Below are 11842 nucleotides of genomic sequence, written 5' to 3' on the forward strand. Positions count from 1 at the left end.
TGGCGCTAACCTTGCAGGCTATCCCACAAATCGCCCGTCGGACTGAGCCGCGGCGCGGCGACCCCGAAGTGGGTATAGGCGGCCGGTGTGGCTACCCTGCCCCGCGGCGTGCGCTGTAAATATCCCTGTTGAATCAAGTACGGTTCCAGCACGTCTTCGATGGTGTCGGCTGCTTCGCCGATGGCGGCCGCCAGGTTGCCGATGCCCACCGGCCCACCGCCAAATTTGAACAGCACGGCTTCCAGCAGTTTGCGGTCCATCACGTCGAAGCCGACCGAATCCACGTCCAGCATGACCAACGCCGCGTCCGCAATCGGCTTGGTGATGTCGCCATTGCCTTTGACTTCGGCGTAATCGCGCACGCGCCGCAAGAGTCGGTTGGCAATGCGCGGTGTGCCGCGTGCGCGCATGGCCACTTCGCGCGCGCCGTCTTCCGTGATCGGCGCGTTGAGCAAGGCCGCACTGCGGGTGACGATGCGGGTGAGTTCTGCCGTATTGTAAAACTCCAGCCGGGCGACGATGCCGAAGCGGTCGCGCAGCGGGTTGGTCAGCATGCCGGCGCGGGTGGTGGCGCCGACCAGCGTAAACGGCTGCAAATCGAGTTTCACGGAACGCGCCGCCGGTCCCTCGCCGATCATGATGTCGATTTGATAATCTTCCAGCGCCGGATACAGTATCTCTTCGACAACTGGCGAGAGGCGGTGAATCTCGTCGATGAACAGGACGTCGTTCGCTTCCAGGTTGGTCAATATGGCCGCCAGATCGCCCGGGCGCTCCAGCACCGGACCGGAGGTCTGGCGCAAATTGACGCCCATCTCGCGCGCAATAATGTGCGCCAGCGTGGTTTTACCCAGGCCCGGCGGACCAAACAGCAAGGTGTGATCGAGCGCTTCGCGGCGCTTGCGCGCAGCCGTGATGAAAATTTCCAGCTGGTCGCGGATTTTTTCCTGGCCAACGTATTCGTCCAGGTGCTTGGGGCGCAAGGCGCGTTCGATCGCCTCCTCGTTGGGGGATGCCGGCGCCGCGTCGATCACGCGCGCTTCGCTGAAATTGTCGGTCTGGATGCTCATGTGCGTCGATTATCCACGAGACAGCCCTTTGAGCGCCAGCTTGATGCCGTCCGAGACGGTGCTGCCAGGCGGCAGTTTCTTCAGTGCGGCCACGGCTTCCTTGTCCGAGTAGCCCAGCGCCAGCAGCGCATTCAGGATATCGGACTCGGCATCGTGCATCGGGACAGCCCCCGGCACATGGCCCAGGTCGGCGCCCAGTTTGCCCTTCAGTTCCAGCAGCAGGCGCTCGGCCGTCTTTTTGCCGATGCCGGGCACTTTCATCAGGCGGCCGGATTCCTGCATCGTGACGGCCTGGGCCAGGTCGGGCACGGTCATGCCGGACAGGATCGACAGCGCGGTGCGGGCGCCCACGCCGGTAATTTTAATCAGCTGGCGAAACACGGCGCGCTCGGCGGCATTGTCGAAACCGAACAGCAGATGGGCATCTTCGCGAATCGCCTGGTGGGTGAACAGCGTGACCTTCTCGCCCAGCTGGGGCAAGTTGTAATAGGTGCTCATCGGCACATCGACTTCGTAGCCGACGCCCTGGCAATCCACCAGTATTTGCGGCGGGTTCTTTTCCAGCAAAACTCCCGAGATGCGACCGATCATATGTGTTCCCTCTAATAGTATGTGTCAGACCAGGCGGCCGCGCTTCATCGACAGGCCGACCATGCCCGGCGTCAAGGCTTTCAACAACGCCAGCGTGTCGACGCTGTGGGCATGGCAAATTGCCACGCCCAGCGCATCGGCGGCGTCGGTGCCGGGCAAGCCCGGCAGCACCAGCAGGCGCGCCACCATGTCCTGCACCTGCTCTTTGGCGGCGCGGCCGCTGCCGACCACGGCTTGCTTGACCTGCAGCGCGGTGTATTCGGCCACGTCGAGCTCGGAATGAACCAGCGCGCAGATGGCCGCACCGCGCGCCTGGCCCAGCAGCAGGGTCGATTGCGGATTGACGTTGACGAACACTTTTTCGATGGCGGCGCAATCGGGGCGATAGGTCGCCACGATTTCGCTGACGCCGCGCAGGATCACTTTCAGGCGCGGCGGCAAGGCGCCTTCGCTGCCGGTTTTGATGGTGCCCGACGCGATGTAGCGCAGCTTGCTGCCGAGCTTCTCGATTACGCCGAAACCGGTGGTGCGCAGGCCAGGGTCAATGCCAAGAATTATCATGGACGAATGATATAGCGGCTGGCGCTGGAGGTGGGGAAATACTGTGTAAAAACACAGTTATCGCAAGAGCGAGGGTCCATATCAGGCATGCATTTGTGGTGCTGCACGCATGGTATGGGCCCCGGCCTGCGCCGGGGTGACGGTTTTAAGGCCAACACATTGAAGACCGTCATACCGGCGCAAGCCGGTACCCATACCGAGATTGCCTTAGTGACGGAAGTGGCGCACACCCGTGTACAACATCACCACGCCGCGCTCGTCGGCGGCATCGATGACTTCCTGGTCGCGCATCGATCCACCCGGATGAATCACGCAGGTCGCGCCCGCATCGACGACAACATCGAGGCCGTCACGGAACGGGAAGAACGCATCCGACGCCACGGCCGAGCCGGCCAGCGACAGACCGGCATTGGCCGCTTTGATCGACGCGATGCGCGCCGAATCGATGCGGCTCATCTGGCCGGCCCCCACGCCGAGGGTCATGCCGCCCGCACAGAACACGATCGCGTTCGACTTGACGAACTTGGCCACGCGCCACGCAAACATCAGATCCTGCAATTGTTCCTGTGTAGGCTGCTTCTTCGATACCACGCGCAGTTCGCCGAGACCGACGTTTTTCGCGTCCGGCGACTGCACCAGCAGCCCGCCGCCGACGCGCTTGACGTCGTACGGGTTATGCGCGTCGCCCAAGGCGATTTCCAGCACGCGCACGTTTTGCTTGGCAGCCATCAACTGGCGCGCTTCCGGCGTGAACGACGGCGCAATCAGCACTTCCACGAAGAGTTTGGCAACTTGCTCGGCGGTACGCGCATCGACTTCCACATTGAAGGCGATGATGCCGCCGAACGCCGAGGTCGGATCGGTTTTGAGGGCACGCGTGTAGGCGTCGAGCGCATCGGTGCCGATTGCCACGCCGCACGGATTGGCGTGCTTGACGATCACGCAGCCGGCAGGTTGGCCCAGGCCGCCCAGCGACTTGACGCATTCCCACGCGGCATCGGCGTCGGCGATGTTGTTGTACGACAGTTCCTTGCCCTGCAATTGCTTGTAGTTCGCCAGCGCGCCCACGGCCGGGGCGATGTCGCGGTAGAACGCCGCCGACTGGTGCGGGTTCTCGCCGTAGCGCATGTCCTGGACTTTTTCGAACGCCATGTTCAAGGTCTGCGGATAGGCGGCGCGGGTGGCGTGGGCCTTGTCGTCGCCCAGGCTGGTCAGGTAATTCGTGATGGCGCCGTCGTATTGCGCGGTGTGTGCGAACACTTTTTTGGCCAGCATGAAGCGGGTGTCATACGGCACCGTACCGCCCGCCTTGATTTCGGCCAGTACGCCGGCGTAATCGGATGGATCGCACAGCACCACCACATCGCGGTGGTTCTTGGCAGCCGAGCGCAGCATGGTCGGGCCGCCGATGTCGATGTTTTCGATCGCGTCTTCCAGCGAGCAATCTTCTTTGGCAACGGTTTGCTGGAACGGGTACAGGTTCACCACCACCATGTCGATGGTTGGGATGTCATGTTCAGCCAGCTTGGCGACGTGCTCCGGAAAATCGCGGCGCGCCAGGATGCCGCCGTGCACTTTCGGGTGCAAGGTCTTGACGCGGCCGTCGAGCATTTCCGGAAAACCGGTGTAGTCGGCCACTTCGGTGACTGGAACGCCATTGTCCTGCAGCAGTTTGGCGGTGCCGCCGGTGGACAGCAGCTTGACGCCGAGGTTCGACAGTTCGCGCGCAAATTCGAGGACGCCGGTCTTGTCGGACACGGAAAGGAGGGCTTGTTTGATCATGACAGTGCTTTCGAGAGGGGTATTCGGTCGTTCATTTCCGGCGTGCGCAGCCGGTCCAAATACCCGGCGCTGCATCCAGCCGGTATTACAGCAGCCCGTGCTCCTGCAGCTTCTTGCGCAGGGTATTGCGGTTGATGCCCAGCATCTGGGCGGCATGCGACTGGTTGCCGTCAGCGCGCTGCATCACGACTTCCAGGATCGGCTTCTCGACGGTCAGGACCATCATGTCGTAGATGTTCGACGGTTGCTGCTCGCCCAGGTCATTGAAATAGTCCTCGAGACTTTTCTGGACGACTTCCTGGATACTTTCTTTGCTCATATACGTACTTCATCCTGATGTGGTGCCGCGGCGTGCGTAGCGGGGTGTCTCGGGGGCTGCTGTTTTTAATTCTTGTCACGCCGCCAGGACGGGGTCCTGAACAGAGGCGGGCCGGTATTGTAACCGGTCGCCGTGGCGTTGTTGCGAATCGAAGAACTGGTCGACGGCGGCCAGCTGGTCGACGGTCGACTCCAGCAAGTTCATGCGGCGGCGAAATTCTTCGCCGCCTTCCAGCTCGCGCACATACCAGCCGATATGCTTGCGCGCCGTGCGCACGCCCAGGTATTCGCCATAAAAGGCGTAGTGTGCTTCCAGGTGTTCGTGCATCAGCGCGCGTACTTCGGCCACGAACGGCGGCGACAGACACGTGCCGGTTTGCAGATAATGGTCGATCTCGCGGCAAATCCACGGCCGGCCCTGCGCCGCGCGCCCGATCATGACCGCATCGGCATTGGTATATTCCAGCACCAGGCGGGCTTTCTCGGGCGTCGTGATGTCGCCATTGGCAACCACGGGAATGCGCACAGCCCCTTTCACCGCAGCAATGGTGTCGTATTCTGCTTCGCCGCTGTAACCATCGGCGCGCGTGCGCCCGTGCAGGGTCAGCATCTGGATACCGGCCTGCTCTGCCAGCGCGGCAATGCGCAGCGCATTTTTGTTTTCACGGTCCCAGCCGGTACGAAATTTCAGCGTCACCGGCACGTCGACCGCCGCCACCACCGTATTTAATATGCGCTCGACCAGGGCTTCGTTCTGCAGCAAGGCCGAACCGCACCAGCTGTTGCAGACCTTTTTGACCGGGCAACCCATATTGATGTCGATGATCTGGGCGCCCCGCGCCACGTTGAACTTTGCACAATCGGCCAGGTCCTGCGGGTCGGCGCCGGCAATTTGCACGGCTTTCGGCTCCATCTCGCCCGCATGGTCGGTGCGCCGGGCACTCTTTTCGCTGGCCCACAGGCGCGGGTTCGACGCCGCCATTTCGGATACGGCGTAGCCTGCCCCCAGCTGCTTGCACAGCTGGCGGAATGGACGGTCGGTCACACCCGCCATGGGTGCGACGAAGACATTGTTACGCAGGAGATAAGGGCCGATTTGCACAGGAGCAGGATCAAAGTAACAACGGGAACCTGCTATTTTAACCGATGCGCTGCTCAAATTATCAGCACTATTTTGACGGGCGCGGCAATGGTGTAGCAAATGCGACAAGGTTGCCTGACGGGATCAGTTCAGCTCATCCATGGCGACCTGCTGCAAATGCTCGATCTCGCCCCAGCTGATCAGGGTCAGCTTGCCGTCTTGAAAGGTAAAGCGGTTGATGCTGGCGTTGGGAATGGTAAAGGTGCGTGGCGTTTCCAGCGCCATGCCGAGGGCGCAACGGTACGCGCACTCGAGTACGCCACCGTGGGCCACCAGCACGATGGTCTGGCCCGGGCAGCGCGTGGCCACGGCGATGATGGCATTCGTGCAGCGCGCATAAAACTGGCGGAAGCTTTCGCCCAGGTTGGCGCCGGCGGGCAACACGGCATCGACTTCGCGCGCCTGCCATTGGGCGAATTCGTGCGGGAAGCGTTGCTCGATCTCGCTGTACAGCAGCCCTTCGAAGCCGCCGTAGCAGCGCTCGCGCAGCGCCCGCTCCACTTGCACCGGCAATGCATGGCTGGCGGCAATGGCCTGCGCCGTCTGGCTGGCGCGCTGCAAGTCGCTGGAAACGATGGTGTCGATGTGCGTGCCGGCCAGCGCGCGGGCCACCGCCGCCGCCTGGCGCTCGCCTTCCGCATTCAGGGCAATGTCGAGGTGGCCCTGCAGGCGTCGCTCGGCATTCCAGGCGGTTTCGCCATGGCGTACTAACAAGATGGTGGTAACAGGCGTGGCAATCGGGTCCAGGGGAAATCCAGTTCAGGTAGGAACAACAGGTTCAGGCCAGCGTCGCCGCGACCTCGGGATTGAGCGAGTAGACACCAAACACACGCGCTTCGTCGAGGATGTGGCCGACGATGGCCAGCCGCGCTTCGGCGCCCGTAAACCGCCCTTCCAGGGGAAAGCGCGGGATATCGAGCGCATACAGGGTAAATATATAGGTGTGCACCCGCTCATCGTTCCACGGCGGGCATGGGCCATCATAGCCGTAATACTCGCCGGCCATGGCGGGGTCGCTGGCAAACCAGCCGGTGTAGTCGTTGACGCCCTGGCGCAACTGGTGCTCAGTGCCATTCTTAACCATGAACGGCAGCAGCGGGCCAGTTTTGCCTTGCGGCGTGACACCCTCCGACAAGCCACCTTCCGCCAGCGTTTTTAATGCCACCGGAATGTCGACCAGGGTCCAGTGATAAAAGTCCACACGCGGCAGGTGCAGCGGCACGACGCGGTCCGGCTGGTTGACATCGTTACCGACCGAAGGCACATCCGGGTCGTGGCACAGCAGCACCAGCGACTGGGTGCCATGCGGGACATCATCCCAGGCCAGGTGCGGATTGCGGTTGCGCGAAAAACGGACATGATTGCCGGGATCGATCACACACAAGGCGCACTCGGGCGGCACGACGCCGCCATCGATAAAACTGTCGCTCCAGATATTCATCGCCTTTCCCTCCCTACCCATATTGTATAGACCTCCATACAAGATGCAGGTTTCACGCGATAGGTTTGGGTGGATCAATGCGCAGCCAGAAAGTGACCGGTCCGTCGTTGGTCAGCGCCACTTGCATGTCGGCGCCAAACTGGCCAGTGGCAACGTCAGGGTGGCGCAGGTGGGCCTGCGCCACCACGTGGTCGAACAGGCGCCGTGCATCCGCCGGCGCCGCGGCCGGGGTGAACGAGGGCCGCGTGCCGGAGCGCGTATCGGCCGCGAGCGTGAATTGCGGCACCAGCAGCAAGCCGCCGGCCACATCCACGACGCTGCGGTTCATCTTGCCGGCTTCGTCGGCGAACACGCGGTAGCCGAGCAGCTTGGCCAGCAGTGCATCGCCTTCGCGCGCCGTGTCGCCCTTCTCCGCGCACAGAAACACCAGCAAGCCGGCGTCGATGGCGCCGATGCGGGCGCCATCGACCGTCACGCTGGCGTGGCGCACGCGTTGTAACAGCGCAATCATGCCGTCAGCGTGACCCTGGCGAACTTGCGCTTGCCAACTTGCAGCACAACTGTGCCGGCCTCGACCTTGATGGCCTTGTCGGTGACCACGGCGCCATCAATGCGCACGCCGCCCTGGTCGACCATGCGCATCGCTTCCGAGGTCGACGCGCACAGGCCGGCTGCCTTGAGCAAGTGCGAAACGCCCATTGGTGCGCCAGCCAGGGTGATTTCCGGCACGTCGTCCGGAATGCCGCCTTTCGAGCGATTCACGAAATCGGCCAGCGCCTCGGTGGCTGCCTGGGCCGAGTGAAAGCGCGTGACGATTTCCTGGGCCAGTGCGACTTTCGCGTCGCGCGGGTTGGCGCCGCCGGCAACTGTTACCTTCAACGCGGCGATGTCTTCCAGCGAGCGGAACGACAGCAATTCGAAATAGCGCCACATCATGGTGTCGGAAATGCTCATCAGCTTGCCGAACATCATGGCCGGCGCTTCCGTGATCCCGATGTAATTGTTTTTCGACTTGGACATCTTGTCGACGCCGTCCAGGCCTTCGAGCAGCGGCATGGTCAGGATGCACTGGGGCTCCTGGCCGTAATCTTTTTGCAGTTCGCGTCCGACCAGCAAGTTAAATTTCTGGTCTGTTCCACCCAGCTCAAGGTCCGATTTCAAAGCCACTGAATCGTAGCCCTGCATCAAGGGATAAAGGAACTCATGGACAGAGATGGGAGTCCCACTCTTGTAGCGCTTGGTGAAATCGTCGCGTTCCATCATCCGCGCCACGGTGTAACGCGACGCCAGCTCGATCATGCCGCGCGCCCCCAGCGGATCGGACCATTCCGAGTTGTACCGGATTTCCGTACGGGCAGCGTCGAGCACCAGCGAGGCCTGGCCAAAATAGGTCATGGCGTTGGCTTCGATTTGTTCTTTGGTCAGCGGCGGGCGCGTGATGTTGCGGCCCGACGGGTCGCCAATCATGGAGGTGAAGTCGCCGATGAGAAAAATCACCTGGTGGCCCAGGTTTTGCAACTGGCGCAGCTTGTTCAGTACAACCGTGTGGCCAAGGTGCAGGTCAGGTGCGGTAGGATCCAGTCCCAGCTTGATGCGCAGCGGTGTGCCCGTTTTTTCGGCACGCGCCAGCTTCTGCGCAAACTCGCTCTCGATCAGCAGTTCGTCGACGCCACGCTTCGTAATCGCCAGCGATTCGAGGACGAGATCGGTCAGCGGCAGAGGCTGGGTTGCGGTAGATAAAGCATTTTTACCGATAGTACTAACAGATACGGCGGGTGCGGTCATATAAAATTCTTGTAGGAAAATGGCTAAAACAGTTGTAGGACGCAAGAGTGCGCTATAATTCCCGATCCCATCAATCTTGCCCCGCGAAAACTTTTAAGAACGATAACAAGAATAAAAAGTGCGTCTGACAGGCGTTCAAGCGGCAAATTTTAACTGATTGCATGAATCTCATACATAAAATCACTAGCAAGCTGGCAGGAACGTCTCGCAAAACCCGCATCGTCGGTGCGGGTGCCGTTGCCCTGACCGTCGTTGCGTTTGGTGCAGTCGCGACCGCCCCCGTCAGTTCAAACGACGATGCGAACAGCAAATCGATCGCCCAGGATCTGGCCCTGCCCAACCTGAGCGAACAAATCGCTTCCATGCAGCAAGACCAGCAATTCGTCCACGAAGAACGTGTTCGTGCCGGCGACTCGCTTGGCGCCATGCTCAACCGCCTCGGCGTCGAAGACCAGCAAGCGCTGGCCTTCATCCGCTCCGACAAGGTCGCCCGCGCTGTCATGCAGCTCAAAACGGGCAAGCGCATCCAGGCAGAAACCGACGAAAACGGTGAACTGATTTCGCTGCAAGCCACCCTGGCCGACAAGTCCGACCTGCCAACCAACACCATCACGATCACCCGCAAGGATGGCAAGCTGGTGGCGGCGCAAGCCCCGGTCAAGCTGGAACGCCGCGTCGAAATGCGTGCGCGCACCATCAATAACTCCCTGTATTCGGCCACCGACTCGGCCACCGACGGCAGCAAGATGCCGGACGGCGTGGTCAGCCAGATCATCCAGATGTTCTCGACCAACATCGATTTCCGTTCCGACCTGAAGCGCGGCGACCATTTCAATGTGGTCTACGAAACCTTCTGGCTGGACGGCGAAATGGTCAAAGTCGGCAAAGTACTGGCCGGCGAGTTCACCAACCGCGGCGCCACCTACCAGTCGGTCTGGTTCGAAGATCCAATCACGAAACAGGGCGGTTATTACACCCTGGACGGCAAGGCGCTCAAAAAAGCCTTCCTCAAGTCGCCAATCGAATTTTCCCGTATTTCGTCGGGCTTCGCCATGCGCAGCCACCCGGTCACGGGCAACTGGAAACAGCACAAGGGCGTCGATTTCGCGGCACCGAACGGCACCCCGATCCGCGCATCAGGCGACGGCGTTGTCGATTACGCCGGCAACGGCGTGACCGGCTACGGCAATCTGGTGATCCTGAAGCACTGGGCCAACTACACCACCGCCTACGCCCACATGAGCCGTTTTGCGTCCAACCTGCGCAAGGGTGCCCGCGTCAACCAGGGCGACGTGATCGGTTATGTCGGCTCGACGGGCTGGTCGACCGGCAACCACCTGCACTATGAATTCCGCGTCGCCAACCAGGCGCGTGACCCTATGTCGCTCGGCAACCTGGCCCAGCAGCCACTGAACAGCGGCGAACTGGCGCGCTTCAAAACCGCCGCGCTGGACATGCGCCACCGCTTCACGCTGCTGTCGAACACCAGCGCAGCGCTGACGACACGCCTGGCTGCACGCTAAGTTTCAGCTGGTCCGAAAGCGCCTGGATTCGCAGTAAGATGCGCATCCAGGCGCTTTTTCTTTTGCCGAATGCTTTTTGAGGAACCACCATGGCAAATTCCACCTTCTATATCGGCATGATGTCCGGAACCAGCCTAGACGGCGTGGATGGCGTGCTGGCCGATTTCGGCCACGGCGCCATCCGCACCGTCGCCGCCGCCTTCATCCCCTTCCCGCCCGCCTTGCGGTCTCAACTGATGGCACTGCAGGTCAGCGGGCCCGACGAGATCGAACGGGAAGCGCTGGTGGCGAACAGGCTGGCCGCCCTCTACGCGGAATGCGTGGCGCAACTGCTGCCGGCGGCCAGCGGGCCGGTCGCCGCCATCGCGGTGCACGGGCAAACCATCCGCCACCGCCCCGAACTGGGTTTTACGCGCCAGACCAATAACCCGTCCCTGCTGGCCGAACTGTGCGGGATCGACGTGATTGCCGACCTGCGCAGCCGCGACGTCGCCGCCGGCGGCCAGGGCGCGCCGCTGGTACCGGCCTTTCACGCGGCCCAGTTCGGCCAGCCGGGCACGGCGCGCGCAGTGGTCAACATCGGTGGCATCGGCAATATCAGCGTGCTGCATGCGGACGGGCGCGTTAGCGGCTTCGATACCGGCCCCGGCAATGTGTTGATGGATTTGTGGATTGCGCGCCACCAGGGCCGCGCCTACGACGCCGACGGCGCCTGGGCGGCGACCGGTCTGCTCGATCCGGCCCTGCTCGGCATCCTGCTCGACGAACCGTATTTCACGCTGGCGGCGCCAAAAAGCACCGGGCGCGACCTGTTCCACGCCGACTGGCTCGACGTCCGCCTGGCGCAGTTGCCGCACGCGCTCAAGCCGGAAGATGTGCAGGCGACCCTGACGTCATTGACGGCGACCACGATCGCGCGCGCGATCCACGACGAGAATGCCGACGTGTCGGCAGTGTATGTGTGCGGGGGTGGCGCGGAAAATGGCGAACTGATGCGACAACTGGGCGCGGCCATGCCGCAGGCGACCGTGCAATCGACCGAGGTGTTGGGTGTGGCGCCGAACCGGGTCGAAGCGCTGGCGTTTGCTTGGCTGGGGTATCGTTTCACCCAGAGATTGCCGGGCAATTTACCCGCCGTTACGGGTGCAAAAGGCGAGCGGATTCTCGGCGCGCTGTATCCGGCCTGACAATCTGTGCGGGAAAATATGCCCCGGCGAGCGCCGGGGCATCGAGGTAAAACTTAGACCGAGAACGACGAACCGCAGCCGCAGGTCGACGTGGCGGTTGGATTCTTGATGACGAACTGGGCGCCTTCGAGGTCATCCTTGTAGTCGATTTCGGCGCCCACCAGGTACTGGTAGCTCATCGAATCGATCAACAGTTGGACGCCGTTCTTGACCATGGTGGTGTCGTCGTCGTTGACGATTTCGTCAAAGGTAAAGCCATACTGGAAGCCCGAACAGCCGCCGCCCTGCACGAACACGCGCAATTTCAGGTCGGGATTGCCTTCTTCCTCGATCAGCTGTGCCACTTTTTCGGCGGCGCTATCGGTAAAAATGATTGGCGACGGAATCGTCGTGTCGAGCACTTCGGCAACTGCATTCATGGGGAACTCCTACCAGGGAAAATT

13 protein-coding genes are annotated in these 11842 nt (G+C 61.8%); 2 read left to right on the forward strand and 11 right to left on the reverse strand.

What is annotated here, in order from left to right; translation table 11 throughout:
* Nucleotides 1-5: 5 nt before the first annotated feature.
* From ruvB to tyrS, 10 genes are all read right to left on the reverse strand, one after another.
* Nucleotides 6-1070, reverse strand: a complete 1065-nt coding sequence (gene ruvB / locus V6M87_RS04445; RefSeq protein ID WP_332848532.1) for a Holliday junction branch migration DNA helicase RuvB — start codon at nt 1068-1070, stop codon at nt 6-8.
* 9 nt (nt 1071-1079) lie between these two features.
* Nucleotides 1080-1661: a Holliday junction branch migration protein RuvA gene (gene ruvA, locus V6M87_RS04450; RefSeq protein ID WP_332848533.1), complete on the reverse strand. Its 582-nt coding sequence runs from the start codon at nt 1659-1661 to the stop codon at nt 1080-1082.
* 24 nt (nt 1662-1685) lie between these two features.
* A complete protein-coding gene (ruvC, locus tag V6M87_RS04455) occupies nt 1686-2222 on the reverse strand; it encodes a crossover junction endodeoxyribonuclease RuvC (RefSeq protein ID WP_332848534.1) in 537 nt (178 codons plus the stop codon).
* Nucleotides 2223-2429: 207 nt separating this feature from the next.
* On the reverse strand, nt 2430-4004 hold the full coding sequence (gene purH / locus V6M87_RS04460) for a bifunctional phosphoribosylaminoimidazolecarboxamide formyltransferase/IMP cyclohydrolase (RefSeq protein WP_332848535.1): 1575 nt from the start codon (nt 4002-4004) through the stop codon (nt 2430-2432).
* Nucleotides 4005-4089: 85 nt separating this feature from the next.
* Complete coding sequence (locus tag V6M87_RS04465) at nt 4090-4323, reverse strand: helix-turn-helix domain-containing protein (protein ID WP_332848536.1); 234 nt, start codon at nt 4321-4323, stop codon at nt 4090-4092.
* Between the two features lie 75 nt (nt 4324-4398).
* Nucleotides 4399-5424: a tRNA dihydrouridine synthase DusB gene (gene dusB / locus V6M87_RS04470; protein WP_332848537.1), complete on the reverse strand. Its 1026-nt coding sequence runs from the start codon at nt 5422-5424 to the stop codon at nt 4399-4401.
* Between the two features lie 123 nt (nt 5425-5547).
* Entirely contained in the window at nt 5548-6177 is a 630-nt protein-coding gene (locus V6M87_RS04475) for a histidine phosphatase family protein (protein ID WP_332848538.1), read from the reverse strand.
* Nucleotides 6178-6241: 64 nt separating this feature from the next.
* Nucleotides 6242-6904 carry a YbhB/YbcL family Raf kinase inhibitor-like protein gene (locus tag V6M87_RS04480; RefSeq protein WP_332848539.1) on the reverse strand — a complete coding sequence of 221 codons (663 nt, stop codon included), beginning with the start codon at nt 6902-6904 and terminating at the stop codon, nt 6242-6244.
* 52 nt (nt 6905-6956) lie between these two features.
* Nucleotides 6957-7415, reverse strand: a complete 459-nt coding sequence (gene dtd, locus V6M87_RS04485) for a D-aminoacyl-tRNA deacylase (protein ID WP_332848540.1) — start codon at nt 7413-7415, stop codon at nt 6957-6959.
* Nucleotides 7412-8689 (reverse strand): tyrosine--tRNA ligase, encoded by a 1278-nt coding sequence (tyrS, locus tag V6M87_RS04490; RefSeq protein WP_332848541.1) that lies wholly within the window; start codon nt 8687-8689, stop codon nt 7412-7414. The genes dtd and tyrS overlap by 4 nt, the downstream gene beginning before the upstream one ends.
* Nucleotides 8690-8850: 161 nt before the next feature.
* Here tyrS and V6M87_RS04495 point away from each other — a divergent pair, with 161 nt between their 5' ends.
* The gene (locus V6M87_RS04495) at nt 8851-10212 is read left to right on the forward strand and encodes a M23 family metallopeptidase (protein ID WP_332848542.1); all 1362 of its coding nucleotides are present in this window, start codon (nt 8851-8853) and stop codon (nt 10210-10212) included.
* An 89-nt stretch (nt 10213-10301) separates the two neighbouring features.
* Nucleotides 10302-11399: an anhydro-N-acetylmuramic acid kinase gene (locus tag V6M87_RS04500; protein ID WP_332848543.1), complete on the forward strand. Its 1098-nt coding sequence runs from the start codon at nt 10302-10304 to the stop codon at nt 11397-11399.
* Nucleotides 11400-11452: 53 nt separating this feature from the next.
* On the opposite strand, the gene erpA is transcribed toward V6M87_RS04500, so the two are convergent.
* On the reverse strand, nt 11453-11818 hold the full coding sequence (gene erpA / locus V6M87_RS04505) for an iron-sulfur cluster insertion protein ErpA (protein WP_332848544.1): 366 nt from the start codon (nt 11816-11818) through the stop codon (nt 11453-11455).
* Nucleotides 11819-11842 lie beyond the last annotated feature (24 nt).

Source organism: Massilia sp. S19_KUP03_FR1, from assembly GCF_036688685.1.
Classification (GTDB): domain Bacteria; phylum Pseudomonadota; class Gammaproteobacteria; order Burkholderiales; family Burkholderiaceae_D; genus JALYUM01.

Excerpts from the sequence above, each read along its gene's own strand:
- ruvB (WP_332848532.1), bottom strand. The coding sequence starts at position 1,070 with ATGAGCATCCAGACCGACAATTTCAGCGAAGCGCGCGTGATCGACGCG.
- ruvA (WP_332848533.1), bottom strand. The coding sequence starts at position 1,661 with ATGATCGGTCGCATCTCGGGAGTTTTGCTGGAAAAGAACCCGCCGCAA.
- ruvC (WP_332848534.1), bottom strand. The coding sequence starts at position 2,222 with ATGATAATTCTTGGCATTGACCCTGGCCTGCGCACCACCGGTTTCGGC.
- purH (WP_332848535.1), bottom strand. The coding sequence starts at position 4,004 with ATGATCAAACAAGCCCTCCTTTCCGTGTCCGACAAGACCGGCGTCCTC.
- V6M87_RS04465 (WP_332848536.1), bottom strand. The coding sequence starts at position 4,323 with ATGAGCAAAGAAAGTATCCAGGAAGTCGTCCAGAAAAGTCTCGAGGAC.
- V6M87_RS04480 (WP_332848539.1), bottom strand. The coding sequence starts at position 6,904 with ATGAATATCTGGAGCGACAGTTTTATCGATGGCGGCGTCGTGCCGCCC.
- dtd (WP_332848540.1), bottom strand. The coding sequence starts at position 7,415 with ATGATTGCGCTGTTACAACGCGTGCGCCACGCCAGCGTGACGGTCGAT.
- tyrS (WP_332848541.1), bottom strand. The coding sequence starts at position 8,689 with ATGACCGCACCCGCCGTATCTGTTAGTACTATCGGTAAAAATGCTTTA.
- V6M87_RS04495 (WP_332848542.1), top strand. The coding sequence starts at position 8,851 with ATGAATCTCATACATAAAATCACTAGCAAGCTGGCAGGAACGTCTCGC.
- V6M87_RS04500 (WP_332848543.1), top strand. The coding sequence starts at position 10,302 with ATGGCAAATTCCACCTTCTATATCGGCATGATGTCCGGAACCAGCCTA.
- erpA (WP_332848544.1), bottom strand. The coding sequence starts at position 11,818 with ATGAATGCAGTTGCCGAAGTGCTCGACACGACGATTCCGTCGCCAATC.